At 68.4% G+C, this 3,029-nt stretch carries 4 protein-coding genes; 2 read left to right on the plus strand and 2 right to left on the minus strand.

Annotated features, from left to right (window positions below):
- The first annotated feature begins 255 nt into the window (after window positions 1-255).
- Complete coding sequence (locus ACRDU5_RS18220) at window positions 256-555, plus strand: hypothetical protein (RefSeq protein WP_526616107.1); 300 nt, start codon at window positions 256-258, stop codon at window positions 553-555.
- Between the two features lie 9 nt (window positions 556-564).
- On the opposite strand, the gene ACRDU5_RS18225 is transcribed toward ACRDU5_RS18220, so the two are convergent.
- Window positions 565-1,761: an FAD-dependent oxidoreductase gene (locus tag ACRDU5_RS18225; RefSeq protein WP_526616108.1), complete on the minus strand. Its 1,197-nt coding sequence runs from the start codon at window positions 1,759-1,761 to the stop codon at window positions 565-567.
- A 30-nt stretch (window positions 1,762-1,791) separates the two neighbouring features.
- Between ACRDU5_RS18225 and ACRDU5_RS18230 the strand changes: the two genes are divergently transcribed.
- Complete coding sequence (locus tag ACRDU5_RS18230) at window positions 1,792-2,310, plus strand: DoxX family protein (protein ID WP_526616109.1); 519 nt, start codon at window positions 1,792-1,794, stop codon at window positions 2,308-2,310.
- On the opposite strand, the gene ACRDU5_RS18235 is transcribed toward ACRDU5_RS18230, so the two are convergent.
- The coding region (locus ACRDU5_RS18235; RefSeq protein WP_526616111.1) for an amidohydrolase family protein at window positions 2,303-3,029 on the minus strand (727 nt) is incomplete at its 5' end. The two genes, ACRDU5_RS18230 and ACRDU5_RS18235, sit on opposite strands and share 8 nt — an antisense overlap.

A 3,029-nucleotide genomic window follows, 5' to 3' on the forward strand; every position in this document is an offset into this window, starting at 1 on the left:
CAGTTCCAGCGGTAGCGCTGGAGACGGCGGGCCAGACCAGCCGATAATTCTGGCCTGGCGAGCCCGTGTAAGACCGACCCGCGCAAGCGGCGGCCGTGGGCGGTGAAGCCAGAACCCAAACCCCGCAAGGGGACGCCGCGCGAGCGTGTCACTCAAACACACTCAACGGCAACGGTAGTCGGCTACTCGTGTTTCGCGGTGCGCGTCAGCCGAACATTGCCTTGCAGGTGGAGCACACAGCAAGGAATGATCGACATGACCGTATTACCAGCGGAAACCACTGAATCGGTCGGTGCGGCCACGACCTCGACCACCGCCGAGGACAGCAGGCAAGCCCCCGGGGCATCGGTTCTGATCACCGAACAGCAGGTGCTGTTCAGCACCGCGGTGACAACCCGACGCCCGACGACAGCGGACCGGTCGGCCGACGCAGTCCGCGTGGTGGCGACGGCAGTGCACGGTTTGTTCGAGCGGCCGAACTCGCCGGTCATTCCGCCGCGATCGCGCCGCTACTACGAATCCTCGTTGATCTCCCGCGAGCGGGCGCGGCTGTAGCAACAGCGATCACGGCTCCGGCGGCAGCGTGACCGCGCGGGACGCCCGGTCGATGCGGCCGCCGAAGCCCCGACCGAGCCGAGCCAGGATGGGCAACACCCGCATCGACTGGTTGCGTGCGAAGATGCCGAGCCGTGACGCCGGCAGCAGAATGGCCATGCCGTCGGTGGCCAGCCGCTGGTTCTGTTCCACGTTGGGGCGAAAGTTACGCTCCCACTCCGCAAGTGCACTCTGCATGTCCGGCGCCACGGCGATGTGGTGGGCGAGCAGGTAGGCGCCGATCAGTGCCAGCGAGGTGCCCTGACCCGACATCGGCGACGGGCCGAACGCGGCGTCACCGAGCAGCGCGACGCGCCCGCCCGACCAACTCGGCAGCCGGACCTGACTCATCTCATCGAAATAGAAGTCGTAGGCCCCCGACATGGCTGCGACCAAACGCTCTGTCTGCCAACCCATCCCGGAGAAACGTTCGCGCATCAGCTCCTGGTGCGCGGGTTGATCCCGAAAGTCGATGTCCAGCGGCGCGCTACGAAACAGCAGCAGCGCCTTGGCGCGCCGGTTGCCGCGCACGGTGAACATCGCCGCGGCACGGCCCGGTTCGTTGTACAGGACCGCGCGGTCGGTCAGCCCCAGGAGATTGTCGACGGTGAAGATCGACAGGTAAGCGCCCAGGTGATGAGTGAACCGGCGCTCGGGGCCGAACGCCAGCTCACGGATCGTCGAGTGCTGGCCGTCCGCGCCGACGACCAGGTCGACCTCTCGGGACGCGCCGCGGTCGAACTCGACCCCGACCCGGCCGTCACCGTCGCGCACCAACGCCCGCACGGAGTCGCCGAACAGCACCTCGACGTCGTCGGCGACCGCGCCATACAGGATGCGCACCAGGTCGTCGCGCATGATCTCGATCTCACGGTCGCCACGCAGTTCGTGCAGCGGCCGGATGGCCACGTCGTAGGTTCGCCGGCCGTCCGGCCGTACCGCGGACAGCGTCAACAGCTGCGTGCGGGCATCCCGGACCGCGGTGTCCAGCCGCATCCGTTCGACCACCTGCAACGCGGTACCGCGGATGTCCACGGCGTGCCCACCGGTCCGCAACTCCCGGGTGCGCTCGACCAGCATCGGCCGGTGACCCCGCTGGACCAGCCAGTAGGCCAGGGCGGGTCCGGCGATGCCGAGACCCGAGATCAGGACGGTGGCCGGCGCCATAGCCCACAGAATGAACTAGGTTCAGTGGTTATGGATGCCTACGCCTACGACACCGGGCTGTTGATTCTGCGCCTGTGCCTCGGCCTCACCCTGGCGGCGCACGGCTACAACAAGTTCTTCGGCGGCGGCCGGATACCCGGCACCGCGAACTGGTTCGAAAGCATCGGCATGAAGCCCGGCACGCTGCACGCCCGCATCGCGGCCACCACCGAGATGGCGGCGGGCCTCGGCCTGGCCGCCGGCCTGCTCACCCCGATTCCGGCCGCCGGCTTCGTCGCGCTGATGCTGGTCGCCGCGTGGACCGTGCACCGCCCGAACGGCTTCTTCATCGTCAAGGAGGGCTGGGAGTACAACCTGGTTCTCGCGGTCAGCGCGGTCGCGGTCGCCACGCTGGGTGCCGGAAGATTCAGCCTGGATTGGCTGATTTTCGGCAACAACTGGTTCGACGGCTGGCTCGGCCTGCTCATCTCCGCGGGGCTCGGCCTGGCCGGCGCGATCGGCCAGCTGTTGATCTTCTACCGGCCGCCGCAACCGGCCGGCGCTAAATAACCCGGCCGCCGATCACGGTCGCGGCGACCAGGTCGGAGGCGAGCGTCTCCAGCGCTTCGTCGGGCGGAGCGGTGAGCACGATCAGGTCCCCGGGCTGCCCCGGGTCGACGGTGCGCGGCACCGCCGGCCGGTCGGGGTGGCCGAGAAAGAGTCGCAGCGCCTCCTGCGGGGAGACCCGCTCGTCGGGGCCGAGCACGTCTCCCGTCGCGGTCGATCTATGCACGGCCGCGCGCATCGCCGCCCACGGGTCCATCCCGCCGAACGGCGCATCGGTGCTCGCGGCCATCGGTATGCCTGCCGCCAGCAGCGATGCCACCCGCCACAATTGAGGCCATTCATCGGCAGGGACATCCCGCAGGTAATGCTCCCCGCGTTCGGCGACGAAGTTGGGCTGCGTTACGACGGTGACACCGCTGTCGAGCAAGTCGGCGACCAGGTCGTCGGGAACCACCGCGGCGTGTTCAATCCGATCCCGCGGGTGACCGCCGGCTGACCGCAGCGCGGTTATCGCGACCACCAGTTGGGCGCGGGTGACGCAGTGCAACGCGACGGGGACCTCATCGTCGTGGTGATCGCTGACCCAGTCCGTCAGCTCGTCGACGTCGAGCCGGTCATCGTGCAGGATTCTCTTGCCCGGCGCCAGAAAGTACAGCCGCTGCGGGATCTCGCCGCGGCGATGGGCCACCATCAATGTCACGATGTCATCGGCGGTCAGGTCC

Source organism: Mycobacterium sp. (assembly GCF_050701515.1).
Lineage (GTDB): Bacteria > Actinomycetota > Actinomycetes > Mycobacteriales > Mycobacteriaceae > Mycobacterium.